This window comes from Agrobacterium sp. CGMCC 11546 (genome assembly GCF_013365515.1).
GTDB classification, from domain to species: Bacteria; Pseudomonadota; Alphaproteobacteria; order Rhizobiales; family Rhizobiaceae; genus Agrobacterium; species Agrobacterium fabrum.
Genome location: NZ_CP047390.1, coordinates 122,405 through 148,588 on the forward strand (window position 1 = coordinate 122,405; position 26,184 = coordinate 148,588).

The 26,184-nt window shown below is 56.4% G+C and carries 22 protein-coding genes and 2 pseudogenes; 23 read left to right on the forward strand and 1 reads right to left on the reverse strand.

Annotated elements, in window-relative coordinates; genetic code table 11:
• The first annotated feature begins 33 nt into the window (after positions 1-33).
• From GSF67_RS25305 to GSF67_RS25410, 23 genes and pseudogenes are all read left to right on the forward strand, one after another.
• Positions 34-1,020 (forward strand): LacI family DNA-binding transcriptional regulator, encoded by a 987-nt coding sequence (locus tag GSF67_RS25305; RefSeq protein WP_035214860.1) that lies wholly within the window; start codon positions 34-36, stop codon positions 1,018-1,020.
• A gap of 202 nt (positions 1,021-1,222) precedes the next feature.
• Complete coding sequence (locus GSF67_RS25310) at positions 1,223-2,767, forward strand: sugar ABC transporter ATP-binding protein (protein WP_006311629.1); 1,545 nt, start codon at positions 1,223-1,225, stop codon at positions 2,765-2,767.
• Positions 2,764-3,810 carry an ABC transporter permease gene (locus GSF67_RS25315; protein WP_045025142.1) on the forward strand — a complete coding sequence of 349 codons (1,047 nt, stop codon included), beginning with the start codon at positions 2,764-2,766 and terminating at the stop codon, positions 3,808-3,810. Before GSF67_RS25310 ends, GSF67_RS25315 begins: the two co-directional genes overlap by 4 nt.
• A 103-nt stretch (positions 3,811-3,913) precedes the next feature.
• Positions 3,914-4,693 carry a LamB/YcsF family protein gene (locus GSF67_RS25320; RefSeq protein ID WP_035214858.1) on the forward strand — a complete coding sequence of 260 codons (780 nt, stop codon included), beginning with the start codon at positions 3,914-3,916 and terminating at the stop codon, positions 4,691-4,693.
• Positions 4,686-6,278, forward strand: coding sequence for an urea amidolyase family protein (locus tag GSF67_RS25325; RefSeq protein WP_006311626.1), 1,593 nt, complete (start codon positions 4,686-4,688; stop codon positions 6,276-6,278). Before GSF67_RS25320 ends, GSF67_RS25325 begins: the two co-directional genes overlap by 8 nt.
• A complete protein-coding gene (locus GSF67_RS25330; RefSeq protein ID WP_006311625.1) occupies positions 6,278-7,999 on the forward strand; it encodes a biotin carboxylase N-terminal domain-containing protein in 1,722 nt (573 codons plus the stop codon). Before GSF67_RS25325 ends, GSF67_RS25330 begins: the two co-directional genes overlap by 1 nt.
• 12 nt (positions 8,000-8,011) lie before the next feature.
• The gene (gene lipA / locus GSF67_RS25335; RefSeq protein ID WP_006311624.1) at positions 8,012-8,968 is read left to right on the forward strand and encodes a lipoyl synthase; all 957 of its coding nucleotides are present in this window, start codon (positions 8,012-8,014) and stop codon (positions 8,966-8,968) included.
• Positions 8,969-9,241: 273 nt separating this feature from the next.
• Positions 9,242-10,441, forward strand: a complete 1,200-nt coding sequence (locus tag GSF67_RS25340; RefSeq protein WP_006311623.1) for an ABC transporter substrate-binding protein — start codon at positions 9,242-9,244, stop codon at positions 10,439-10,441.
• Between the two features lie 76 nt (positions 10,442-10,517).
• Positions 10,518-11,288 carry an ABC transporter ATP-binding protein gene (locus GSF67_RS25345; RefSeq protein WP_006311622.1) on the forward strand — a complete coding sequence of 257 codons (771 nt, stop codon included), beginning with the start codon at positions 10,518-10,520 and terminating at the stop codon, positions 11,286-11,288.
• Positions 11,289-12,023: an ABC transporter ATP-binding protein gene (locus GSF67_RS25350; protein ID WP_006311621.1), complete on the forward strand. Its 735-nt coding sequence runs from the start codon at positions 11,289-11,291 to the stop codon at positions 12,021-12,023.
• Positions 12,016-12,930 (forward strand): branched-chain amino acid ABC transporter permease, encoded by a 915-nt coding sequence (locus GSF67_RS25355; protein ID WP_006311620.1) that lies wholly within the window; start codon positions 12,016-12,018, stop codon positions 12,928-12,930. The genes GSF67_RS25350 and GSF67_RS25355 overlap by 8 nt, the downstream gene beginning before the upstream one ends.
• 11 nt (positions 12,931-12,941) lie before the next feature.
• On the forward strand, positions 12,942-14,012 hold the full coding sequence (locus GSF67_RS25360) for a branched-chain amino acid ABC transporter permease (RefSeq protein WP_176072109.1): 1,071 nt from the start codon (positions 12,942-12,944) through the stop codon (positions 14,010-14,012).
• A gap of 38 nt (positions 14,013-14,050) precedes the next feature.
• A complete protein-coding gene (locus GSF67_RS25365) occupies positions 14,051-15,709 on the forward strand; it encodes a GMC family oxidoreductase (protein ID WP_006311618.1) in 1,659 nt (552 codons plus the stop codon).
• Positions 15,706-16,143, forward strand: coding sequence for a hypothetical protein (locus GSF67_RS25370; RefSeq protein ID WP_006311617.1), 438 nt, complete (start codon positions 15,706-15,708; stop codon positions 16,141-16,143). The genes GSF67_RS25365 and GSF67_RS25370 overlap by 4 nt, the downstream gene beginning before the upstream one ends.
• 24 nt (positions 16,144-16,167) lie before the next feature.
• Positions 16,168-16,938 (forward strand): electron transfer flavoprotein alpha/beta-subunit, encoded by a 771-nt coding sequence (locus GSF67_RS25375; RefSeq protein ID WP_006311616.1) that lies wholly within the window; start codon positions 16,168-16,170, stop codon positions 16,936-16,938.
• 10 nt (positions 16,939-16,948) lie between these two features.
• On the forward strand, positions 16,949-17,902 hold the full coding sequence (locus GSF67_RS25380; RefSeq protein WP_006311615.1) for an electron transfer flavoprotein subunit alpha/FixB family protein: 954 nt from the start codon (positions 16,949-16,951) through the stop codon (positions 17,900-17,902).
• 4 nt (positions 17,903-17,906) lie between these two features.
• Positions 17,907-19,832, forward strand: a complete 1,926-nt coding sequence (locus GSF67_RS25385; protein WP_006311614.1) for a (Fe-S)-binding protein — start codon at positions 17,907-17,909, stop codon at positions 19,830-19,832.
• A gap of 287 nt (positions 19,833-20,119) precedes the next feature.
• Positions 20,120-21,004, forward strand: a complete 885-nt coding sequence (locus GSF67_RS25390) for a LysR family transcriptional regulator (protein ID WP_006311613.1) — start codon at positions 20,120-20,122, stop codon at positions 21,002-21,004.
• Between the two features lie 60 nt (positions 21,005-21,064).
• Positions 21,065-21,592, forward strand: a pseudogene (locus GSF67_RS26335) (pyridoxal-phosphate dependent enzyme); the annotation flags it as partial.
• Positions 21,593-21,726: 134 nt separating this feature from the next.
• Complete coding sequence (locus tag GSF67_RS26340; RefSeq protein WP_244399784.1) at positions 21,727-22,104, forward strand: pyridoxal-phosphate dependent enzyme; 378 nt, start codon at positions 21,727-21,729, stop codon at positions 22,102-22,104.
• 21 nt (positions 22,105-22,125) lie between these two features.
• Positions 22,126-23,192: pseudogene (locus tag GSF67_RS25400) on the forward strand (DUF4392 domain-containing protein).
• A gap of 8 nt (positions 23,193-23,200) precedes the next feature.
• Positions 23,201-23,665: a RidA family protein gene (locus GSF67_RS25405; protein ID WP_035214850.1), complete on the forward strand. Its 465-nt coding sequence runs from the start codon at positions 23,201-23,203 to the stop codon at positions 23,663-23,665.
• Positions 23,666-24,063: 398 nt separating this feature from the next.
• Positions 24,064-25,218 carry an alpha-hydroxy acid oxidase gene (locus GSF67_RS25410; RefSeq protein ID WP_138921667.1) on the forward strand — a complete coding sequence of 385 codons (1,155 nt, stop codon included), beginning with the start codon at positions 24,064-24,066 and terminating at the stop codon, positions 25,216-25,218.
• Positions 25,219-25,329: 111 nt separating this feature from the next.
• On the opposite strand, the gene GSF67_RS25415 is transcribed toward GSF67_RS25410, so the two are convergent.
• Positions 25,330-26,112 carry an FCD domain-containing protein gene (locus tag GSF67_RS25415; RefSeq protein WP_035214847.1) on the reverse strand — a complete coding sequence of 261 codons (783 nt, stop codon included), beginning with the start codon at positions 26,110-26,112 and terminating at the stop codon, positions 25,330-25,332.
• Between the last annotated feature and the right edge of the window lie 72 nt (positions 26,113-26,184).

A 26,184-nucleotide genomic window follows, 5' to 3' on the forward strand; every position in this document is an offset into this window, starting at 1 on the left:
GATGAAGGTTCCGTAGAAACTTGGTTGATGTCGATGGCAAAGCCCCCAACTATTAGAGACGTCGCCCGCCTTTCAGGTGTGTCAACGGCGACGGTCTCGAGATATTTTTCCGGGAAAGCCGATGCGGTGTCGCCTCACAAAATCGAGAGCGTGCAGCGGGCGGCAAAAGCGCTTGGCTATACACCATCCGAGATTGGGAGGTCTCTGCGCCTATCACAGAGTCGCGTCGTCATGATGTTGGTTCCCGACGCGACAAACCATTTTACAGCGGATGTTGCGGTCTCCGTGGAAAGCGCCCTCAAAGACATCGGCCTTTCCATGGTCCTGGCTAATACGGGTGAAAAAGCGGCTCAGCAAGATCGATTGTTGTCCGACGCACAGGGGTTACGCGCACGGGCGATTATCCTGCAGGGAGCAATTGATACGCCGCGATTGCGCGAATTCGTGGAGCAGCACCGTAACCTCATTTTCGTTAATCGTCGGCCTGCGTCGGGTATAGTTGCACCCTATGTCGGTATCGACAACTTTCAGGCTGGGTTTTCCGTGGGACGATACTTTGTCCAGCAAGGATATGCCAACCCCGTGGCGATACATGCACCAAGGCACTATTCGGGCAGCACTGATCGTCTCGATGGATTCCTTGCGGGTCTCGGAGAAGGGGTAAATGTGCGTCAATTCGAGTGCGCCTACACGATGCAGGCCGGATATGACTGCGCGCGGTCGCTTTTGGCGAATGCTTCGGTGAAGTATTCGATTTTCTGCGCAAATGACATGATCGCCTACGGGGTGCATCGCGCTGCGATAGAGCAGAGCTTCAGCATACCCGAGGACCTTGTCATCTTTGGGTTCGATGACAATCGCCTCAACGAATGGCTCGCACCCTGGCTTTCAACCGTGAGAGTGCCGGCGTTGGATTTTGGTCCGGCTATCGCCGAATTAATCTCGTCGGGTCAGACCGACCAGCCAGAGACAAGAAACATAATCCTGCCCTTCTCTCTGCAGTTGCGAGAGTCGGCTTAGATCCAACGCTGACATACAGCGTCTGGCGGCAGAAAAACCGCTGAACAAAAACAAGGGGAACACGAGATGAAACGCATAACTGTCGAAACAGGCCCCGTCGCTCGATCAGCGTCTGCAGGTCCTATGGGATTACCCGCTTTCTTCGGCATAAAAGCATGCGACGCACAGCACGTCTCCTGCGGTCGGGATTGAGGAGCACGATATGGAAAAGGTATCCCCGTCGACCATCAAAGCCGTGCGTGAGAGCGGCGCTGTCCCCGCAGCTGAGTACTTGTTGGAAGTTCGAGATGTTCGAAAGGAATTCTCGGGAAACGTCGCGCTGGATAATGTCTCCTTCTGTTTGAAAAGAGGCACAGTCCACGCGCTGATGGGTGAGAACGGCGCTGGTAAGTCGACTCTGATGAAGATCATTGCCGGAATTTATACACCGGACGCCGGAGAGTTCTTCCTGAACTCACTCCCCATTCGACTTCGCAGCCCGCTTGATGCGTTGGATAACGGCATCGCCATGATCCATCAGGAGCTGAACCTGATGAATCACATGACGGTTGCGGAAAACATTTGGATCAGGCGGGAGCCGAAAAACCGCTTTGGGTTGGTCGACCACCACGAGCTGGCCAGAAGGACTGAAGAGCTATTTCTGGAACTCGGCATTGATCTGGATCCAGAAGAACGTGTGGGTGACCTCTCTGTTGCAAGCCGACAGATGGTTGAGATCGCAAAGGCCGTTTCTTACGAATCGGATGTGCTCATCATGGACGAACCGACGTCGGCGCTTACGGAGCGGGAAGTCGAGCACCTTTTCCGCATCATTCGAACCCTCAGGGAACGCGGCAAGGGCATCATCTACATCACGCACAAGATGAATGAGTTGTTTGAGATCGCCGACGAGGTCTCGATATTCCGCGATGGGAAGCATATTGCGACCAAAGCTGCCAGCGAACTGACCCGTGACGAGGTCATTCGGATGATGGTCGGCCGCGAGATTTCGCAGATGTTTCCGAAAATGCCGGCGAAGATCGGTGACGTCGTTCTCAGCGTTAAAAACTTATGTCTGGCGGGCGTGTTTGAAGATGTGTCGTTCGACTTGAGGGAAGGAGAAATTCTGGGCATTGCGGGGCTTGTCGGCGCCGGACGCTCGAATATTGCCGAGACGATTTTCGGCGTCACTCCCGCAACATCCGGTACGATCGAAATCAAGGGCGCGCGTATTGACGTGCGGTCGCCCAGCATTGCGATGGAGCACGGCATAGCTTTTCTCACGGAAGACCGGAAGGAATCCGGCTGCTTTCTGCTTCTCGATATCCAGGCGAATATGCAAATGGCCGCGCTCCGCAGCGGGTATGTGCGACATGGGTTTGTCGAGCAGACACGGCTCGCTGATGAATGTGAGATTATGAGAGAGTCACTTCGCGTCAAGACGGCGAGCATGGACGAGCCTATCATCAACCTGTCAGGCGGCAATCAGCAAAAGGTCCTGATCGGGCGCTGGCTGCTGACGAAGCCACGCATTCTCATTCTGGACGAACCGACGCGGGGGATCGATGTCGGCGCCAAGGCGGAAATTCACCGTATGATCTCCACACTTGCCGGGGAAGGCGTCGCCGTCATCATGATTTCCTCGGAATTGCCGGAGGTTCTGGGCATGAGCGATCGTGTCGTTACGGTGCGTCAGGGACGGGTCGCCGGCATTCTTGATCGCGCCGAGGCTGATCAGGTCAAGATCATGGAGCTTGCGGCTCAATGACGACTTCATCGGAAGCCACGGCAGTGGCGGAAAAGCGTGCACCGAAAAGGAAGTTCCAGAGCGAGATGTCGATGCTGGTTGTGCTGGTTGGCATTGCCCTGACATTCGAGGTTCTCGGCTGGATTTTTGTCGGCAATTCGTTCCTTGCCAATCAACAGCGGCTGTCGATCATCATCCTCCAGGTTTCGGTGATCGGAATTCTGGCGGTGGGCGTGACGCACGTCATCATTACCGGCGGCATCGATCTGGCGTCCGGCTCGGTGGTCGGCCTGACCGCCATGGTCGCCGCGTCCCTGGCCCAGAGTTCCACCGATCTGCGCGCGCTTTATCCCGCTCTGACCGACCTGTCGCCCATATGGCCGATCCTTGCCGGTCTGATTGTCGGGCTGTTGGCCGGCTGGATCAGCGGCGTGCTGATCGCCAAGACCGCCATTCCCCCCTTCATCGCCACGCTCGGGATGATGGTCTGCGCCAGAGGCGTCGCCAAGTGGTATACGATGGGGCAGCCGATCGCGCTGCTGACGCCGGAGTTCACCTGGCTTGGCAAGAGCTTCCTCATCCTCGGCTTCCCGGTTCCGTTGCCGGTCCTCATCTTTCTCGCGGTCGCCATCCTGTCCCATATAGCCCTCAGCTATACGCGCTATGGCAAATACACCTATGCGATCGGCTCGAACCCGCAGGCCGCGCGCGTCTCCGGCATCGACATCGGCTCGCATCTCATCAAGGTTTATGCGGTGGCGGGACTGCTCTCGGGGCTGGCCGGCGTGGTCACTGCGGCGCGGGCGGCTTCGGCGCAGCCGACCATGGGCACCGCCTATGAGCTCGATGCGATCGCGGCGGCTGTCATCGGCGGCACCTCGCTCGCCGGCGGCGCAGGCCGGATCACAGGGACCCTGATCGGTACGATCATCCTCGGGGTGATCACCTCCGGCTTCACCTACCTGAAGATCGGCTCCTATTACCAGGAGATCATCAAAGGCGCCATTATCGTCTTCGCCGTCGTCATCGACCAGTACAGACGATCCAGGAAAATAAGAGCCTAGAGCGCGCTGCTCAATCGAGATTTGGTGCAAAGCGCAGCAGCTGTCGAACGCCGCTCATGAAGCCGGCTTCTGACGAAGAACGCAAATGCAATGGATAGTGAAAGTGGCAAGTATCGATTTGAACAGCGACCTTGGTGAAAGCTTCGGTCCTTGGCCTATGGGCGATGACATGTCGATGCTGTCGCTCGTCACCAGCGCGAACGTCGCCTGCGGTTTTCATGCCGGTGACCCGGCGGGCATCATGAGCGTGCTGGCGGAGGCCGCCAGTCGTGGCGTTTCCGTGGGCGCACATGTCGGTTATCGCGATCTCGTCGGCTTCGGCCGCCGCAACATGGACCCTTCCAGCGCCGAACTCTTCGGCGATACTGTCTATCAGATAGGCGCGCTGATGGGACTCGCCAAGGCCGCCGGAACGACGGTGCGCTACGTCAAGCCTCACGGTGCTCTCTATAACACGATCGCCCATGATGCCCGTCAGGCCGCCGACGTGATAGACGCCGTCAAGGCGGTCGATCCGTCACTCATATTAATGGTTCTTGCCGGCGCGCCGATCGTGGAGAAGGCTCGCGAAGCTGGCCTCACGGTTGTCTGCGAGGCTTTCGCCGATCGCGCCTACAATGCCGACGGCAGTCTCGTCAGTCGACGCCTTCCGGGCTCCGTCATCCATGATCCGGCAGTTGTCGCGGACCGTATTTTGCGCCTCGTGACCGAGGGCTGTATCACCGCCATAGACGGTTCTGAGGTTCGGCTCGAAACTCAATCGATCTGCATTCACGGCGATACGCCGACGGCCGTAGGGATCGCGCGCAACCTGCGTGAGACGCTCGTCACCCGCGGCATCGACCTGAAGCCCTTTGCCGCAGGGATTATTGGCCATGCGTGATCGTCTTCGCTTTCTTCCAGCAGGCGGCAACGCTCTCCTCGTTGAGCTTGAAAATCTGGAAACGACGCTGACATTGCTCGACGGTCTGCTCGCCGCCCGGCCGGAAGGCGTGACGGAACTGGTGCCGGCTGCCCGCACGGTAATGGTTCACTTCGACCCATTATTCACCGATCGCGCTCGCCTTGCGGTGGCGATCTCCGCCATCGACCTGTCCGTTCGCAGCGCGAGGCAGGGCCAGGTCTTCGAAATCCCCGTCATTTATGACGGCGAGGATCTCGGCGATGTGGCGGAAATCCTTGGTTGGACGGTGGAGGAGGTCATTCGTCGCCACACCGAAGCCACGTTTACCGTTGCCTTCACCGGCTTCGCGCCGGGCTTTGCCTACATGACGTGCGACGATCCCGGTTTCGACGTGCCGCGCCGGAAAAGCCCGCGCGTGCGCATTCCCGCCGGCTCCGTCGCCATAGCGGGCACGTTCGGGGGGGTCTACCCGTCCGACAGTCCCGGCGGCTGGCAGCTTCTCGGCAGAACTACGCTCGCGATGTGGGACACCAATCGCCCACGCGCCGCTCTCCTCGCGCCTGGCGACCGCGTGCGCTTCCGCGGCATGGCGAAGGGCGCGACCATGCCGTTATCCGCTTCGGCTCGGCGGGAACAAGATGCGCGCTCTTCCGAAGGTCTCAAGATCACCCGCGCCGATCGCCCGGCGCTCTATCAGGATTTCGGACGCCCTGGCCGGGCCGATCAGGGCGTTTCGGAGGCTGGTGCGCTCGACCGTGCAAGCCTCGCCGAAGCCAATCTCTGCGTGGGCAATACCCGCGGCGCGGCGGTCATCGAGATCGCCTTTGGCGGCTTCGCGCTCAAGGCGGACCGGCCGGTGACGCTCGCCGTGACCGGCGCTCCCAGCCCGCTTACTATCCGCACGGCGGCCGGGCGCGAAATATCGGCTCCATTCGCCCGCCCTTTCTCGCTTGATGCGGGGGACGAGTTGACACTCGGTTTTCCGCCTGAAGGTACGCGTAGTTATCTGGCATTGCGGGGCGGCTTTGCTGTCGAGTCCATTCTTGGTTCGGCATCCACCGACACGTTGGCGAAAGTTGGCCCCCCGCCCGTTATCGCAGGCGACATACTCGGTATAGCGAATGCTTACGCTGCCGCCGTCGACGCCGACCGGCCGCAGCCGCCACGCCTGCCGCGTGCCGGCGAGACGGTGACGCTCGACGTCGTTCTCGGGCCTCGCACCGACTGGTTCACGGACAAGGGCGTGGAAACACTGCTTTTACAGGAATGGCAGGTGACGGCGGAGTCGAGCCGCGTTGGAGTACGGCTTTCCGGCGCCGATCCGTTGGAAAGGCGCGACACGGCCGAGCTTCCCTCGGAAGCAACGGCGCTCGGTGCGATCCAGGTGCCGCATAGCGGCCAGCCTGTACTCTTCCTAACCGACCATCCGCTGACCGGCGGTTATCCGGTGATCGGCGTCGTCGCGCGCCATCATCTCGATCTCGCCGGCCAGATTCCCATCGGCGCGAACATCCGCTTCAATTCTATCGCCGCCTTCGATCCTCTTATCCGGGAAACCGACTGATGAAAAAGCTGCTCATCGCCAATCGCGGCGAAATCGCCATCCGCATCGCCCGCGCCGCCCGCGACTACGGTGTCGCCTCGGTCGCTATCTACTCGGATGCCGACGCCAGCTCGCTTTATGTTGAGCTTGCCGACGAGGCCTATGGCCTCGGTCCCGGCCGGCCGGCGGACACTTATCTCGACATCGGGAAGATCGTGGAAATCGCGCGGCGTGCGGGCGCGGACGCTGTTCATCCGGGCTATGGCTTCCTGTCGGAGCGTGCGGAGTTCGCTCAGGCCGTGATCGACGCCGGGCTCATTTGGGTCGGTCCAAGACCTGCGGTCATCACGGCGCTCGGCGACAAGGTGGAGGCCCGGCGCATCGCCGAAAAGGTCGGCGCACCGCTCGTCAAGGGGTCGCCGGGCCCTCTGGCATCGGCGGCCGAGGCTGTCGCGTTCGCGAGGGAAGCCGGCTTGCCGCTTGCCATCAAAGCCGCGTTCGGTGGCGGCGGACGTGGTATGAAGGTGGCGCGCAAACTGGAGGAAGTCGGCGAACTCTTCGATTCCGCCGTGCGCGAGGCCAAGGAAGCCTTCGGCCGGGGTGAATGTTACGCCGAGCAGTTCCTCGACAAGCCACGCCATATCGAGGCGCAAATCGTTGCCGATAGCCACGGCAATACCGTCGTTCTCGGCACGCGCGACTGCTCGCTGCAGCGTCGCAACCAGAAGCTGGTGGAGGAAGCGCCCGCGCCTTTCATCACCGAGGAACAGCGTTCCCGTATTCACGACGCTGCACGCGCCATATGTGCAGCGGCGGGTTATACCGGTGCGGGCACGGTGGAATTCCTGCTCTCGCAGGATGGCGTGATCTCGTTCCTCGAGGTTAACACACGCCTTCAGGTCGAGCATCCGGTGACGGAGGAAACGACCGGCATCGATATCGTCATCGAGCAGTTGCGCATCGCCGACGGCTTGCCGCTTTCAGTGACGGAGACACCGCCGCCGCGCGGTCACGCATTTGAGTTCCGCATCAATGCCGAAGATCCCGGCCGTGGCTTCCTGCCGACGCCGGGCCTCATCACTCTCTTCCGCGCCCCCTCCGGGCCGGGAATCCGGCTCGATGCGGGGGTGGAGACGGGTTCGGAAATCCCCGGCCTATACGATTCCATGATGGCGAAACTCATCGTCACCGGGGCGACACGCGAGGAGGCGCTGATACGCGCCCGCCGGGCGCTCGCCGAGTTCAAGATTGAAGGTGTTGCTTCGGTGCTGCCCTTCCACCGCGCCGTGCTTGATGAGCCTGCATTCACCGGCGAGGATGGCTTTGGGGTCTTCACCAACTGGATCGAAACGGAATTCCGCGGCATTGAGCCCGCCGCTCGTGTGGATGCGGTCGAACGCGGTATTCTGCGCAGCTTTATTGAGATTGACGGCAAACGCCACACGCTCGGCCTGCCAACGGCACTCTTCTCCGGCCTTGCCGCGGCGCCTCCAGGTCCGCAAGCTGCGTCGGGAGTTTCCTTGGCCGAGGGCGCGGTGACAGCTCCCATTCCCGGCACGCTCCAGCAATGGCTGGTTGAGGACGGGGCGGAAGTCGCGCAGGGCGAGGCCGTCGCGCTTATCGAGGCAATGAAGATGGAAACCCGTGTTCTGGCCCCGAAGTCTGGCCGTATTCGAATTCTGGCCTCGGCGGAGCTTGGGAAAACAGTAGGCCTCGGCGAACACCTTGCAACAATCGAGTAGTGGCGGCGGGCTATGGTCACTATTCTCGACAGGACGTCGTCCGAAGAAAAGCGCATTCGCCACCCGGAAAAGGCGCATCGGCCCGATACCGAGGTCATGCGCAAGCCGGAATGGATCCGCGTCAAGGCCCCGACTTCCAAGGGCTATCACGAGACGCGCGAACTGGTCCGCTCGCACAAGCTCGTAACGGTGTGCGAGGAAGCCGGCTGTCCGAATATCGGCGAGTGCTGGGAGAAGAAACACGCGACCTTTATGATCATGGGTGAAATATGCACCCGTGCCTGCGCCTTCTGCAACGTCGCGACCGGCAAGCCCAATGCGCTTGACATGGACGAGCCCGAAAACGTCGCCAAGGCCGTGAAGCAGATGGGCCTTTCGCACGTCGTCATCACCTCGGTTGACCGTGACGATCTCGCCGATGGCGGTGCTGAACATTTCGAAAAGGTCATCTGGGCGATCCGCGCCGCGTCTCCGACGACGACCATCGAAATCCTCACCCCAGACTTCCTGAAGAAGCCCGGTGCGCTGGAGCGTGTCGTGGCCGCCAAGCCTGATGTCTTCAATCACAACATGGAAACCGTTCCGGGCAATTACCTCACGGTTCGCCCCGGCGCGCGTTATTTCCACTCCGTGCGCCTGTTGCAGCGGGTGAAGGAACTGGACCCCACCATGTTCACCAAGTCAGGCATCATGGTTGGTCTCGGTGAAGAGCGTAACGAAGTGCTGCAGCTGATGGACGATCTGCGCAGTGCCGATGTGGACTTCCTGACCATCGGGCAATATCTGCAGCCGACTCGCAAGCACCACAAGGTCGAGGCCTTCGTGACGCCGGAAGAGTTCAAGTCCTACGAGACGGTCGCCTATGCCAAGGGCTTCCTGATGGTCTCCTCCAGCCCGCTGACCCGTTCCTCCCACCATGCCGGTGAAGACTTTGCGCGCCTCAAGACCGCGCGCCAACGACTTTCCTAACAAACGTACTAGCCGCGTTAAGCCGTCCCAATATAAGGAAAACCTATAGTTCGGCATTAGATAAAATAATTTTCCAAAATGATCTTCGTGCCATTCAATCAAAGAAACTGGCCTACGGAGGATGAAATACCGAATATACACAGAATAAAAATCTTAGGTTGTGAAATTATTTAGTCGCATTAAGAAGTTGAAAAAACAATATGTGGCTTATTCGAATATAATTTGAAGAAACCAATGTAACGAGAATTGTATAGTTCAAAAAAAGGGGGAACTATGAAAATTTCGGCGATTGTTACAGGAATACTTTTCTCGGCCTCCACGTTGATGCTTTCGAGCCCGGTTGTCGCAAAGGACGGGGAAATTGTCATCGGCATGGCCTACGCGAAAACGGGCTGGATGGAGGCTTACGACGGCGACGGCGCCAAAATGGCCGAACTCTGGATTGAGCGGGTTAATGCCTCGGGTGGAATCGGCGGCAAAAAGATCAGGCTTCTGACGGCCGACACGAAGACGGATCGGGTAGAAGCCGCGAAAGCTGGCCAACGGCTCGTATCCGAAGGAGTTGATCTCCTCATCGTGTCTGCGGATTATGACTACGGTTCTCCGACCGCCCTGCAAGGCCAGAAGGCGGGCGTTATCTCTGTCTCCCTTGGCGCGGGCGACCCCAAAATGGGCGTTGTCGGCATTGGCCCACTGGTTTTCACTTCCGCCGTTGCTGCTCAGTTGGAAGGGGCTACAATGGCCGACTGGGGCATCGAGAAGAAAGGGTTCAAAAAAGGTTATGAACTCATCGATGACATCAACGAATACTCGAAATCAGTCTGCGCGGGATACAAATGGGCGTTCGGCTCAAAAGCGAAAGTAGTTGGTAGCGATTCATTCAAGCTTACCGACGCTGCTGTCAACGCCCAGGTGACGCGACTTGCTGAAGCCGTCAAGAACGACGGGGTTGATAACGTGATGGTGTGCTTTAGCGGTACGCCAGCAGCAAGCGTTATCAGGCAGATTCGCGCGGCGGGTATCACTATTCCCATCATGTCGGGCACTTCAATGGACGGAACCTATTGGGTTAATTCCGTTCCGGATTTGAAGGACTTCTATCTTCCGACGTCTGCACTTCCTCAGGGCGATAGCCGGCCGGAAGTCAACAAAATTACCGAAGCGTTCAAAGCGAAGTACGGTTCTGTGCCCAGTACACAGTATCCTTATCCGATTTATGCTTGGCTTGACCTCTGGAGAAAAGCCGTCGAAGCGACCGGAACTACCAACACGAAAGCTGTCGTCGCCGAACTGGAAACCTATTCGGATGTTCCCACAGTACTTGGCCTCCGGAGCTTTAGCCCGAAGCTTCACATCCAGACGCGATCACCTCTTTTAATAACGGGTTATGCGGATGGGAAACAAGGGTTTGTGGAGGAATGGCGTATTCCGACGGACATCCCGGCCGACGTTCTCTACAGAACCAAAAAGTGAACCGATACAACTAACTAAGCATCAATTTGGTGTTGCCAGCCGCGGCGCCAAATTGACGCTCAATCGAGTGTAATAGATGTTGTTGTCGAAGCTTTTTCCGAAGGATGCCTTCGGAGCCGACGGTGCTCATCGTGAGTTGACCGTAAACAATCTCACCGTGCGTTTTCAAGGACTTTCCGCGATCTCGAATGTGACGTTGTCGATCGGGGGTAACGAGATTCTCGGCCTGATCGGTCCGAACGGCGCAGGCAAGACGACGCTCGTGAACTGTCTTACCGGCTTTCAAAAGCCGACCGAAGGTCAAATTCTGTTTAATGGCCATGACACCACCCGATGGACCGCGAAAACCTTCAGGCGAAGAGGCGTCGCGCGTACCTTTCAAGCCGGACGCCTTTTCAAAGATATGACCGTCCTTGAGAACGCACTGGTCACCGGTGTTGCCCTTGGCATGGGCAGTCGGGAGGCGAGGGCGCAGGCCCGAGCGCTGTTGGATTGGACAGGGTTGAAGGACAGATACGATCATTTGGCGTCTAGCCTCGCCTACACCGACCAGCGTCGTCTTGGTATCGCGAGGGCGCTGATGGTTTCGCCGAGATTTGTGTTGCTGGATGAGCCGGCCGCCGGCATGTCCGATACTGAGACCGAGGAACTTATGGGAATTATCGGCGAAATGCCGAAGATGTTCGACTGTAGCGTCATGCTGATCGAACATAACATGCATCTGGTGATGAGCATATGTGGTCGGGTTCATGTGCTCGATGGAGGAAAGACCCTAGCCGAGGGTGCGCCTGAAGAGATCAAGCGCCATGAGGCCGTCATCAATGCTTATCTCGGGATGGAGGAGTAAATGGCGCCCTTGCTCGCAATTGATGATCTCCATGTCCATTACAGTGGAATGATCGCTCTGAGGGGTATTTCCCTTGAGGTCAACATGAATGAGATCGTGTGCATTATCGGCCCGAATGGCGCCGGTAAGTCCACAACGCTTGCCGCCATCGCGGGCGGTGTCAAAGCAACCAAAGGCTCCATTCATTTGGCCGGCACGAATACGGCGGCCTTTGGTCCTGAAAAGCTGGCCGACATGGGCGTCTCGCTTGTCCCGGAGGGAAGGCATATATTTTCATCCCTTTCCGTAGATGAGAATTTGATGATCGGGAGCCATAGGCGCACGGACAAGAAGGCGGTTCGGGCAGATCGAGATCGGCTATTGGGCTTGTTTCCCCGGTTGGTCGAGCGGTTGAATTATCCCGCAGGTCGCCTTTCCGGCGGTGAACAGCAAATGCTGGCCATTGCACGAGCGATCATGACGAAGCCGAAACTCCTGCTGATCGACGAGCCTTCACTGGGTCTGGCGCCGAAGATTGTCGAGCAGATCTACAGCATCGTCACAGAGTTACGGGACCGCGACGGGTTGACCCTTCTGATAAATGAACAGTCATCCAACCGTATCCTGAAGCACGCAGATCGAATCTACGTTCTTCGCTCCGGCCAGATTCAATTGCATGGGCGTGCAGATGATCTGAAGGACGGTGAGCGCATTCGGTGGGCATATTTCGGCTTTGAGGGAAACGGTCATGGTTGAATTTCTGCAATACAGCATCGATGCGTTAAGTTTAGGCAGCATCTACGCTCTGACCGCATTGGGTATCGGTCTTCTTTTCGGAATATTGCGGCTGATCAATTTCGCCCATGGCGATCTCATAACGATCGGCGCCTATGCTCTGATCGTTCCGTCCTCCAACGTGGCGGCCGAGATGTTCATCGGTTCCTTCGACATCTACCTGATGATTCCGCTCATCTGTCTTATTGTCGTCGTTGCGGCATTGCTTACGGATATTGCGGTTTTTCGACCGTTGCGGCGCGCCGCATCGCCGACGCTGCTGATCGCATCGTTTGCAGTCAGCTACATTATTCAAAACGGTATTCTGACAGTCTACGGCGGTCGAGCCAAAAGCGTAAACTTGTGGAACAATCTTAACCAGCAGTTCGCGCTGGGCGAGTTGCGGGTCCCTATCCTTCAGCTTGTGACTATGATCGCCACCATGGCACTTATGCTGGGCCTGATCCTGTTCCTGAAATGGACCAAGTACGGGAAGCAAATGCGGGCTGCTTCCGAAGATTTCCGTATGTCGCAGTATCTGGGTATCCGAGGCAATCTGGTCATTGGTCTCGCGTTTGTCATCAGCGGCGTTCTGGCGACGGCGGTATCCCTGCTTTACACGACCCAAACAGCCACCGTCAGCTATACGATGGGCGTTCCCCTGGCACTTTTTGCGTTTGTCGCCGTTGTCGTCGGCGGCATGGGAAATCTCGCCGGCTCGGTCATCGGCGGTTATTTGATCGGCTTCCTCGTTACGATGCTCCAGGCATATCTCCCGCCAGATTTGAGAGGATTCCGCGACTGCTTTGCTTTTGCGCTGGTCATCTTGATTCTCCTGGTACGTCCCTCAGGTCTGATCCCCGGACGAAATACAATCGAACGAGTCTAGGAGATTAGATCGTGATTACGGAAAGCCGTTATACTTGGCGCAAGGCGATATTTGACTGGCAGGCGCCTGCAATTCTTGTCTCCTGTATTGCCCTCATCGTCGTTCTGGCTTCATTCTTTGATTCTAGCGTTATATCGACAACGATTGTTGAGATGATGATTAGAATTGTCGTTGTCGTCGGTATCTACATCTTCATCGGAAATTCCGGCATTGTGTCCTTCGGCCACATCGGGTTCATGTGCATTGGAGCCTATGCGGCGGCCTGGGTGGGTGCCGATCCCATTTTCAAGGATGTCATGCTTTCCGGCCTGCCGGACATTGTCAGGCTGCATCAATATCCCTTTATGGTCGGAGTTGCACTGGCGGTATTCTTATCGACATGCGTCGCGCTCGGTCTCGGCATTGCGATTATGTGTATTTCCGGCGTCGGCTCATCAATTGCGACTTTTGCGTTCCTGATGATCGTGAATAGTCTCTATTCGAACTGGGAGTCGGTTACGGCCGGCGTCAGCTCCATCACCGGAATTCCCACCGTGGTCGAACCGTGGATCGCCCTGGTCTTTGCCGGAATTGCTATTTGTATCGCTTTCGCTTTCCAGACATCGCGAATTGGCATCATGTTGAAGGCGACCCGGGATGATCCGGTCGCAGCAGTTGCGTCAGGTGTCAGTCTTGTCGGCGTGCGACTATTGGCCTTTGTGCTGAGCGCCGCAGTCGTTGGAGCTGGCGGTGGATTATATGCCTATTTTCTCGGCATTCTGACGGTCGATCCATTCTACCTGCAGCTGTGTTTCCTGACGATCGCCATGCTCGTCGTCGGCGGTATGTCGAGCCTGACAGGTGCTGTTTCGGGGGTGATTTTTGTGACCCTTGTTACGGAGTCGCTTCGCGCACTTGAGCGAGGTGATGGGTTTATCGCACTTCCAACGGGAAGTCAGGAGCTCGGACTTGGCGTCCTCATGGCTGTGATGTTGGTGGTGCGGCCGCTTGGGTTGAGCAATGGAAAAGAGATCTTGCTGTTCAAATTTCAAAGGAACAAGCCGCCTCGCAGCCAGCGAAGTGACGTTCTCGACTCTATCTGAATGTTAGGTGCGACGCACTTGTCGATGGGAGAACAATTGTGAACTCAACAAACAAATCGTTTCGTGGTGAAAAGGTTGATGTGTTGATCGTCGGCGCTGGTCCCTCCGGCTCGGTTGCCGCGAAGCGTCTCGCCGAAGCAGGCATGTCAGTTGTCTGTCTTGAGCAGGGCGCGATGCCGGATGCGGCGGATTTTCCAGGGGTTCGCGACGAATGGGAACTTGTCAATCAGAAGCAGTGGCATCCTGATCCCAATATACGTGACCGTGTCGCGGACTATCCGATTGAAACCTCGGAATCGTCGATCGCGCCCCTCATGTATGCGGGGGTTGGCGGAAGCGCCATCCTGTATGGCGGGCATTGGGCACCGTTCCTACCATCAGACTTTCGCACGAAGACCCTGGACAATGTGGGGTTTGACTGGCCTTTTACCTATGAGGACATCCTGCCCGATCTGATCGCGGTTGAGCAAGATGTCGGAATTTCGGGGCTGCCTGGCAACACAGCATATCCGGATAGGGACGACTCTCATCTGATGCCGCCCCTTCCGATCGGCAAGGTCGGTAAAAAGGCCGCTGAGGGAATGAACAAGCTGGGTTGGCACTGGTGGCCCGGCATTCATGCCATCGCTTCTCGCCCTTATAACGGGCTTAACCCTTGCGTTCGTCGCGGCACGTGCATGACGGGATGTACGGAAGGTGCGAAATCGACCACCGACATAACGCATTGGCCGAGCGCTATACGGGCCGGCGCCCAGCTCCTTACAAACTGTCGGGTCGCTGAAATCGAACTGAACGATGCCGGGTTGGCAAAAGGGGTCGTTTACATTGATAGCCGCGGTCGCAGGCGGCGGCAGGAGGCTGATGTGGTCATCCTGTGCGCCAATGCGGTTGGTACGCCCCGGCTGATGCTGGCGTCAGCGACGGGAAAGCACCCGAATGGACTGGCCAATAGATCCGACCAGCTGGGACGCAACCTCATGATGCATCCCTATGCCGCCGTGCTTGGGATATTCGATGAGAATCTCGAGAGTTGGCGTGGTCCGTTTGGGCTGTCGCTGGAATCCTACGAGTTCTACGAGACTGACGCCACCCGCGGGTTCAAGCGCGGTGCAAAGTGGAACATCATGCCGACCGGTGGACCGCTTGGCGTTACGGGCATGTTCGGCAGCGACGTACTGGGCGAGGCTCACTCGGACCCCTTCGAAAGATGGGGCAAGGCATTTCCAGAAACAATCCTGCGTCGTTTCGGAAAGGGAATTCTCTATGGCATCCAGGGCGAGGATCTTCCGGAGGAGAATAACCGGGTCGTTCTCGACGAACACCTGACTGACAGCGATGGAATACCGGCGCCAAAAGTCATTTACCGTGTATCCGAAAACTCGCGAAAGTTGCTCGAATTTAACGTCGCACGCTGTGTTGAAGCGGCTGAGGCTTCAGGCGCCATCGAGACGCACGTCATTCCGCAGGTTCGTGAAACCGGCTGGCACCTTTTGGGAACCGCACGAATGGGGGATGACCCGGAAACATCGGTCACCGACCAGTGGGGCGCTACGCACGATATCCCCAATCTCTACATTCTCGACGCAAGTACATTTCCCACATCAGCGGCGGTAAATCCGACGGCGACGATCATGGCCGTCGCCCATCGCCAGGCGGGAAAAATCATTGAAACGCGCAGAGAGTTGGAGAACCGATGAGCAATCCTTCCGATCCCGGTCCTCTGAGCGCCGGTGAAACATCGCGACTGGTACAAATTGGCAATATTCTGATCCCGGCCTACGACAGTTTGCCGAGGCTGCAAGACACGCCGGTCATCGAAAATACCATTCAACGGGTCCTGAATTACCGGCCCGACCTGCTGGACGACCTTCGAAAAGGGCTTGCCGCCTCCACAGATATGGCGCCGCTCCAAGCAGTGACGCACTTGTACGCTCAGGATCCCGCTGCAATGCGCGCGATCGGACTTGTGCTCTCTGCCGCCTACCTGATGACCTCCGATATTCGCAATGTACTCGGCTATCCGGGCCAGGAAAGGGTGGAGCGTGAGCAGAATGACCCAACCGAGATACCGACACGGGAAATGCTGGCTGGCGTTATCGCCAGCGGCACCATCTGTCGTCTCACTCCATGACGAGTTGCAGGAAGGTTTAGAGCAATGAAAATCGCCGTATTGATGCGTTTGGTACCCAATCTCAGTGAGGGTGTGGATCTTAACGAGGACGGAACCGATGTTGATCGGGAGTGGACCGACACCCAGGCCAACGAGACCGACGAGCAGGCCCTCGAAGAGGCGCTCGTTGTCAAGGAGGCGACTGGCGCCACAGTCACCGCGGTCGCATTGTCGGACGAAGGGGTAGAACGCCTTCTGCGGTCAGCTCTGGCCAAGGGTGCGGATGACGTGGTTGAACTGGATCTCGGGATTGAACAAGCCCAGGCTCTTTCGTCGGCTGCAACCGCTCAGCTTATTGCCGATTGGCTAAGCGACCAGCAATTTGACGTGATCCTGGTTGGAAATCAGAAGGTGGATGATCCCTTCGGAGGCCTTGCCGCACATCTGTCGGCAGCTTTGGAACTCCCTGTCATCGCAGGCGCAACACAGGTGAATGTCCCGGATACTTCACGACTGAGGATACGCCAGGAATACGGTGGCGGGAACTCGGCATGGATTGAGTTTTCCGGAAAAGCAGTCATCGGTGTACAGGCAGCGAGCCGCCCGATCCGCTACATTTCGGGCTCCAAGCTACGTGAGGCGATGGCCAACCCTTCCTATCAAAAGGTTTCGGTATCCAATGATCGGCTTCGCACGAATGTTCCCAGCTTGAAGCTGGAGTTTCCTCAGTCTGTCGAGGGCATCGAGTTGATCGCTGACCCTGCAGAAGCGGCGGCCCGCCTGATGGCCATTCTTGAAGAGCGCAACTACATCTGAGGTGAAAGTGATGACGCAAGTTCTAATTATCGGCGAGACAACTGGCGATGCGGTAGCACGTGGGACGCTCGAGCTGATTTCACTGGCGCGATCGTTGGCCGCGGCGGCCGAAATTACCATATTGCCTCTCTACGGCAGCGACACGGCGTTGGAAAAGATGGCATCTTACGCTTCCGTCGTTCGACCACAGTCCATTCCCTTGGACTATAATCCGGTTCTGGCGGCCGCTTCCGTGCGTAATGCAGTTCGTCAGCTATCGCCGGATCTTGTTCTGATGTCCTATTCGCTTGCCGGTGTGGAACTGGGACCGGTGTCGGCAGCGGCCTGCGATGGATGCTGCATTAGCGGAGTGCAGCATGCAGATATCGCCAGCGGCAGCATAAATTGCGACGTGTTGCTGTATGATGGCAAACTCGTGGGCAAAGCGACAGGTTCGCTCCCTGCGTCGCTTATCATTCTCGTCGGCGCTTACCCACCCGCCGAGCCGCTCGACAGTCGCGCCGCAATAAGCGTCCTCTCCGACACAGACCAATTCACGATCGTTCCCATGTTGGCGACGCCCGTTCCGCCGGACCTGGAGGTTTTCGATCTCGCCAGCGCCCGCGGTATCGTAAGTGTTGGGCGGGGTATAGGCAGCCAGGAAAAACTGGGTGCCTTCCGCGAGTTGGCAAGCCTCCTGGGTGCCGAAATTGCAGGAAGTCGGCCGGTTATCGACAATGGCTGGCTTTCGAAGGATCGTCAGGTCGGCAAATCGGGACAATCCGTGCGGCCGGAGCTGTACTTGTCGATGGGCATTTCCGGTGCGGTGGAGCATCTTGAGGGCATTGTCGGTGCAGAATATGTGGTGGCAGTCAATACGGACGAAAAAGCTCCTATATTCCGCCGGGCCGACCTGGGAATAACATGTGACATTTTTGACTTCGCGGATGCGTTCGGTGAAGCTCTTCGCAAGCGGAACGGATAGTTCAATGTTTCTGGTCGCTGGTTGGATCGCCACTGCCGCATTTGCGGCCATGATGTTTGCAAGGTACTTCCGGCTCTATAAGGCTATAGCGGTTCCGGGTGGACCCTTGCGCAACGAGCGCCGTAGGGAGCGGCTCCTGGGAATGGTGCAGGATATCTTCCTGCACCAGCGATTGCGGCGGTTCACACTTTCCGGCCTGCTGCACGGGTTCATCTTTTTCGGATTCCTGTTTCTCATTACCGCCGCGTTCCAGTCCATATTCGGCGCGCTGTTTCCCGTTTTTGACGAAGCAGTCTCCAGCGTTTCGCTGAGCTGGTTCGGTGCGTTGCAGGAATTCGCCGCCATCTCCGTCTTGGCAGGGGTCGGATTGGCGGCCTGGCACAGATACGTGATGAAGCCTCGTCGTTTTCGCGGGTCAAATGAACGCGACGCACTGTTCATATATGGCTTTGTTTTGGCTATAATTCTGTCGATGATGGTGGAGTTCGCCGCTCTGCGCGTGCTCCACGGTCTACCATTTTCTATGTCCCATCCCATATCCTCGCTTCTAGCCCTGCTTTTTCCTTTATCGCCACCATACGGTCAAATCGTGCTTGAAGCGGCGCGATGGTTGCACATCTTCGCGATTCTGAGTTTTCTCGTTTATATCCCCGGCTCAAAGCATCGGCATATCCTTCTCGCTGGTCCTAACATATTCTACCGAAGCCTTGAGCCGAAGGGTTGGTTGCCAGAGCCGAACCAGCGCATTCTAAAGGATGACGCGCAAGACAAGATTGACTTGTCCTGGAAAGACAAGCTTGACGTTCTGGCGTGCACCGAATGCGGTCGATGTCAGGCCGTCTGTCCCGCTGCGGCCAATGGTTCGGACCTCAGCCCAAAGCTTTTGATCATGACATTGCGCGATCAAAGTTTAGGGGAAGGAGAAGTCCGATACGAGGCGGGAATTTCGGAAAGTGCACTTTGGGCCTGTACGACCTGTCGCGCCTGCGTGGATGAATGTCCCATCCACATTGAGCATCTTCCCAAGATCGTCGATCTGCGACGAATGCTTGTGGAGAACGCTGCGGTTGAACCTAAGTTGGCTGCGGCATTTACCAATCTTCAAAAGACCGGCAATTCCTTTGGTAAACCCGGCAAGAGCCGGGCAAAATGGACGAAAGATCTTGCCTTTCGGATACCCGATGCCCGGGATCAACCGGTCGACTGGCTCTGGTTTGTCGGAGACGTTGCTGCGTTTGATCCCCGCGCCCTGGAGACGACGCGCCGTTTGGCCGAGCTGTTTCATCGCGCCGGACTGAATTATGGCATTCTTTATGATGGAGAGAGTAACTCGGGAAATGACGTGAGACGCGCCGGAGAAGAAGGCACGTTTCGTGCTTTGGCATCCAACAACATCGCCGCCTTGTCGGAGGCGCAATTCAACAGGATTGTTACTTCGGACCCGCACAGTTTGAATGCGCTCAGGAACGAATACCCGTCACTCGGTGGAAATTTCGAGGTTCATCACCATGCGTCGGTCCTTTTGGCGGCGGTAACGGACGGGCGCCTTGCTCCTCCAAAAAATGCCGATAAAACCAAGGTAACCTATCACGATCCATGTTATCTCGGCCGCTACAACGGTGATTACGATGCTCCTCGAGCCCTCATTACCGCTGCGGGGTATGATCTTCTGGAGATGCCGCGAAATCGCGAGAACAGCTTTTGTTGCGGTGCCGGTGGCGGCCGCTTTTGGATGGATGACAGCGATTTTACGGAACGACCGAGTGAAAACCGTATCAAGGAGGCGATTGCACTCGGCGAGATTCAGCGTTTTGTTGTTTCTTGTCCGAAAGACAAGGTCATGTATACTGCGGCGGTCAATAATCTTGGCCTGGCTGACCAGATTAAAGTCGTGGACGTCGTTGATCTTATGTTCGAGGAAATCACGTGAGTTCGGTGAGGGCGGCAACCTGTCCCCGGCTCTTTTCCACGTTTCTCAACGCCCTCCACTCAACCAAATTTTCCCCGGGAGCGCATCAAAGTTGCCACTTTAGATGCAAGGACATCTTTGGTCTTTGACCATTCTCATCTCAGCCGTCCCGGGTTTTATTTTTGGAAGCACAGGCTGACGTCGGGGCTTAAGCGTTTTTGATGACGAACCAAGGGCGAAAAGCAATGTTCGATCTTAATGGAATAGCATTCGCAGACGATCTGTGATCAGACAAGGTAGCGCTAGGCATGTTCAGCTTTCGAAGTCTCGAAGTCTTTTACTGGACCGCGCATCTGCGGAGTTTTTCCCGCGCCGCAGATAAGCTTCACACGACGCAACCAACGATCTCCCAGCGAATTGCGGCGATGGAGGGCTTGATAGGGGCAGCACTTTTCGATCGCTCCGCAAAACCCATAGCGCTCACTGCTGTTGGCCGTATTCTTTTTGGGCATTCGGAATTATTACTGCGGCACGTTGACGCGATGGAGCGTGATCTCGAACTGAGCAATCGTTTCGAAGGTACCGTGAGGCTTGGGGTCTCGGAAACGATCGTGCAAACCTGGCTCGCGACATTCCTTGAACAAGCCGCCCGCCATTTTCCTCGGCTTGATATAGACATGACGGTGGACGTGACACCATCGATGTTGAACGCTCTTCGCAGCGGTGAAATTGATATGGCGTTGATGCTGGGACCAACGATCGTGGAGGGCTTCAGTTGTCTAAAGCTACGCGATTACGCCCTTAAGTTTTATGCAATCCCTGATCTGGTGTCGACAGATGTTTTCTCGGTCGATTCAATGCCGATGACACCGATTATCACTTATCCACGAAACACATATCCCTATACCTATCTGAGAGAGATCATCTTCAGGGAGATTGGCCGCATCCCGCGCATTTTTACGAACTCGTCAATTTCCACGATCGAGAAAATGGCGCTGGACGGTTTGGGCGTTGCCCTGGTCGCCGAAGGGGCATTGAGCGATCAGGCGCTGGCTAAAATGAAAGTTCTGCAAAGCGACATCGAATTGCAGCCACTGAGCTTTTATGCCTATTTTCAGAACGGTGTGCGTGGAGAGGTATTCGAACAACTCGCCGGTATCGCTTTGGATGTTGCATCGGCAACGGAGCTGTGAACCGACCATGTATTCAATTCTCTAATGAAAATTGATCGAATAATATAATTTCACTTCAATATGCTCCCGCGATTTAATCCTCCCATAACACCTTGGGAGATTGATTTGCTGAATACCCCGCACCCCAAAGACTTTAGGCCAACCGTCGCCGAAATCGCGGGAGCGAGAGTGCGAATTGTAGAATATGCGGTTTGCACGCCAATACTCGAGAGTGAAGTTCTGAACCGACTGGCAGACGCCAAGGTCTTCATTAAGCCGGAGAACCTGCAACGGTCGGGATCCTTCAAACTTCGGGGAGCGCTCAACAGGGCTTTGCAACTCAGCCCGACAGAGCGCGAAGGTGGTATCGTCGCCTGGTCGTCGGGCAACCATGGACTTGCCATTTCCTATGTGGCGAAAGCACTCGGCATAAAGGCGACTGTGCTTATGCCGCAGGAGGCACCGAGAACGAAAATCGATGGTGTCCGGGCTAACGGTGCAACCGTACGTCTCTACGACAAAACGAAGGAAGTACGAGAAGAAATCGGTGCGAAGATTGCTTTGGAAACCGGCGCTGTGATCGTGCCTCCCTATGACGACCCTTATGTCATCACCGGACAGGCGACGTTGGGGCAGGAGATAGCAGAGCAGGTTCAAGATCGAGACTACGAACTGGATCTTGCACTGTTCCCATGTTCGGCGGTGGGCTTGTCGCCGGTGCCGCCTGTGGCGTCCACACAATCATGCAGCAGGCGTCTATTTTCAGTGTGGAGCCTGACAATTTCGATGGAATGGCCCTCTCGCTCGCAAGTGGGACCCGCCAGAAAGCGCCAGCGACCGGGAATTCTATCTGTGATGCTCTCTTAGTGCCTGTTCCAGGCGATCTCACCTATCCTATATGCAGATCTCATCTGGCGGGTGGCTTGTCGGTATCGAACGACGAGGTCATTGAGGCGATCCGATTTGCATATCGGGAGTTGAAGCTCGTGGTTGAACCTGGAGGCGCAGTAGCCTTGGCAGCCATTCTCGCTCGCAAACTCGATGTCAAGAAGAAGAAGGTTGCAATCCTTCTCAGCGGCGGAAACGTCGACGCCGGAAAATTTGCCTCATACATTCTGTAACACCTGCCCGGGACACCGATAATGTTCGATCTGGAAAGCGCTAAGGGCAAGAATATTGCTCAAACCATCGAACACTTCATGACACTTGACCTCACGGGGGTGGGGCTCATCGGAAAGATTTATGAAGCCCTGCAGAAACGACAGCCCGGCTTCGCCTGTATGTCGGCCGCAAAGCTTATCGTTGAGCGAGTGCGTGACCATGGCGGGCCGGTCGTCATTGCGACGGGGTTTCCAGAAGGAGCGGGTGTGCCCGAAACTGATGGCCCGGTAGGAGCGGCATTCATCGCTCGGGCTTATTTCTCGGCCTGGGCGTTGAAAGTGTGATCCTCACCGACAATGATTGGGTCGGAATGATGGAAGGGACGTGCCGCGGTGCGGGTCTTGCACCCTTGCCCTTCCCTGAAGACGGCAAGATAAAGCCGATCGATTTTATTCGTCCGGTCTATATTCGCAGCGTCCCGAAAGACGATGCGGGTTGCAAAGCAATAACGGACGAACTCCTCGACGTTACGAGACCCTCACTGGTGCTCTCCATCGAACGTCCAAGTCGCAATGATCGAGGCCTCTACCATGGTCTTGGGGGCAGGCCGCTTGATAAACTCGTGGCCGATCTCGACCAATTCTTCCTGCGTGCAAAAGAGCAAGGCGTACCATTCATTGGTATTGGTGATGGCGGCAACGAACTGGGCATGGGGGTCATCGCGGAGGAATTGAAAGAGTTCTCGCCGAAGGCGAGGGATAGCGGCCATCCAGGGAGAGGGGGCGTCGCCGCGGCTACTGCCGCAGATCATCTTATCGTCTCCAATGTCTCCAATTGGGGGGCGACCGGTCTTGTGGCGGCGCTTTCAGCGCTGCTCGAAAAGCCGTCGGTGTTTCACGACGGCGAGCTTGAACGCCGGTGTATCGAGCAATGTGTCTCCTTCGGTGGCGTAGACGGCATGTTCATGGGGCCGGAGCCGGCCGTAGACGGCATTTCCGCGCAGGAGTGGGAAGGGCTTGTCAATACACTTCGTAATACCCTGGAGAGACTTGCAGGCAGGGTGACAGGATGGAAAGGGGATAGCGGGGACTGGCGGCAGCTAAAATGAGTGGTCAAATGAACACAATTGAAGACCGGTTGTCAGGCCTCGGAATTGAGATTCCCCAGGTCAATCCTCCCCAGGGCAATTATTTGTCCTATGTCCGAACTGGCTCGCTCGTCTTCGTCGCAGGGCAGGGCCCCCGGCAGAACGGCCAATTGCTCTATAAGGGCACCGTTGGCCACGATCTGTCCGTCGAGGACGGTCAAGCCGCAGCACGTCTCTGCGCACTGAATGTTTTGGGGCAACTCAAACATGCATGTGAAGGGGACCTCAGCAGAATTGTCAGAATGGTTCGTGTTGGTGGTCTTGTCCGCTGCACCGACGATTTTGAGGAGCAGGCTCGCGTACTGAACGCGGCCTCAGACTTAATTTGTGAAGTTCTTGGTCATGCCGGCAAACATGCTCGCATCTCATTCGGAACCAACGCCCTTCCTTCGGGGATGGCAGTTGAAATTGAGGCTATAGCAGAGGTGGATTAACTTACCGGGAGGCAAGAATTTCCAATCTGCTTCGTATTTTGATCAATTCCGGGGGTGATTATGGAGGAAATCCAGACCTCACCTTCGGTTCACTTGATGCACAGGGTTGACGGGCAGTTCGTCGATTAGCCCGGCAAACTTCCTTGAAAAGATCGTTTGCTGCAGGTCTTCCACCAGCACAGTGTCTGTGCGTTTTTTTGCTAAGGCTCAGCTATCGATTTTACCTCAGCCAACCATATCATATATTTTACCGATTGACATATGTGGTAAAATTAATTTACCAAAGATCAGTGCCATAAGCCACGGGCTGATCTTTAAGGGGACGGCAGAGGGTTAGGCGCTGTGCTGTCGGGGTGATTGCCGGAGCATTTGTTTTTATCCGAAAGGTAGGAAATTCAGTGTCCAGAGCCATTGCCCGTTGCAGAAATGTCGACGATTTTCGTTTGCTCGCCAAAAGGCGCCTTCCCGCTCCGATTTTTCACTATATCGACGGCGCGGCCGACGATGAGATTACATACCGCCGCAACACCGAGGCGTTTGCGACCTGCGATTTGGTACCAAATGTGTTGGCTGGAGTGGAGACCGTAGACATGTCCGTCACGGTCATGGGTAAAAAGCTGGATTTGCCGCTGTTTCTTTCACCAACGGCGCTCCAGCGCCTGTTTCATCACGACGGCGAGCGGGCGGTGGCCCGAGCGGCAGAAAAATTTGGCACCTTCTTCGGTGTTTCGTCACTTGGCACAGTGAGTGTCGAGGAGATCGGAGAGACAATTCAGACTCCCAAGATGTTCCAGCTTTATTTTCACAAGGATCGTGAACTGACCTGGAGCATGGTAGAACGGTGCCGTGAGGCAAAATTCGATGCCATCGCTTTGACCGTTGATACCATCACTGGAGGAAACCGTGAGCGCGATTTGCGCACTGGATTTACATCCCCCCCAAAACTGACGCTTTCCAGCCTCGCAAGCTTTGCGATGAAACCCAGATGGACATGGAACCATCTGACGAAGGAAAAATTCAGCCTGCCCCAGCTTGACGGTCATGTTAGTCAAGGCACCAACATTGCCATTTCGGTGGGGGAGTATTTTTCAACGATGCTCGACCAATCGATGAGCTGGAAAGACGCTGAACAGGTGAGGGAGCGTTGGGGCGGTCATTTTTGCCTAAAAGGTGTGATGAGTGTCGAAGACGCCAAACGTGCCGTGGACATAGGTGCGACGGCCATCATGATTTCAAATCATGCCGGTCGCCAACTCGACGGTTCCCGTGCGCCGTTTGACCAAATCTCGGAGATCGCCGATGCTGTCGGCGGACAAATTGAAATTATTTGTGACGGAGGGATCCGTCGGGGAACGCACGTACTTAAGGCTATGGCTGCCGGTGCTACTGCCTGCTCGGGTGGTCATCTCTATCTCTACGCGCTGGCCGCAGGTGGTCAGCTTGGTGTGGAAAAAACACTTTCAAATCTAAAAGCTGAGATTGAGCGCGACATGAAGTTGATGGGATTAACGAAGCTTGATCAACTCAACTCCGGGCATCTTCGTTTCCGGTAGTCATTATTTCGAGTTTTGAGTTCCCCTCTTTTGAGCGGATAGAGAGCAACCTGCAACAACCAGCCAACCTCGTCCGCGAACGAAATTCAATGAAAACCGCCTCCGACAGCCTCAGCTTTTCAAAGTGCTGAGGCCACCACTTTCAAGACGACGAAGGGAAATCTCGAGTTTTTCTTCCGCTTCTCGAATTTCTCTGGACGCCTGTCTTAGATAACTGAGGTGTTCATGTGCGGCGGATTGCGCTGCCTCAGGCTTTCTGTCGATGATTGCTTGCGCAATAGCGATATGTTGATCGCGCAGGAGATCCCGAACATAGGGGATCGCGAAAAGGCGCCGTCTATTATGCAGAACGTCGGTTCTGAGGTTTTCGGAGAGTGCACGCATGATCTGGAGAATTACCAGATTGTGGCTAGCTTCGTAGATTGCGATGTGCATCTCCGCGTCGGCATCCGCCTCCTCGACTGGGTTGTTGGCTTTGTGCGCCGCTTCGATCTTCAGCACGCATTCTCTAATGCGTTGAATCTCTGGTTCGTTTGCTCGTTGTGCCGCCAGCGCGGCAGCTGAGCTTTCCACCACGTCCCGGAACTCGAGGTAGTCGTCCGCGACTTCGCTGCGCTCAGAGAGCATCGCTATCAGTGGATCCGTAATAGTTGTCGCTCCGATCTGGGCCACCTTCACGCCTTTTCCTTCCTTGCTTGTCAGGAAGCCTCGCTCTTCGAGAGATTTTAACGCGTCACGAAGTGTTGGCCGCGAAACGTTAAGTTTCAGCGCCAGTTCTCGCTCCGGGAGCAGTGGCACGCCAGGGCGTAAAGAGCCTTCGAGAATAAGGGTCTCAATATGCCTCGCCACGGTGTCTGCCGCTCTTTCTGGTCTGTTTGGTGCGTTCCCATTCATGTTTGCCACCTACCTTCTAATTTCTATTGCGCCGCCCGACGGTAAAGACCGGGAGGCGTATCACCCGCTCGC